Annotated in this window: 1 protein-coding gene; it reads right to left on the bottom strand. The window is 51.6% G+C overall.

The features are described from left to right. A partial coding sequence (locus tag ACYP03_RS27360) for a TolC family protein (RefSeq protein WP_459782852.1) occupies positions 1–248 on the bottom strand: 248 nt, incomplete at both ends.

Below are 248 nucleotides of genomic sequence, written 5' to 3' on the forward strand. Positions count from 1 at the left end.
GCGGTGTTATTCTGATAGCCACGTTCAACAGCTTTGGTCCTTTCTTTTGCCTGTGGCAGCAAACTGTTCTGATAACGGTCCAGCCGCTCTGTCTGACTTTGTCTGTCAGCCAGCAAGGCATTGACTCTGGCGTTCATCTGAGCAAGGAGCAGGTCTTTCTGAGATTTAGCTGCGCCAACCTGATAGTGCGCAGCAGCGCGGTTTCTGTCCTGACGGTTGTCAGTAAAAAGCGGGAGATCTACAGTCAG

It is taken from the genome of Photobacterium sp. R1, from assembly GCF_054600795.1.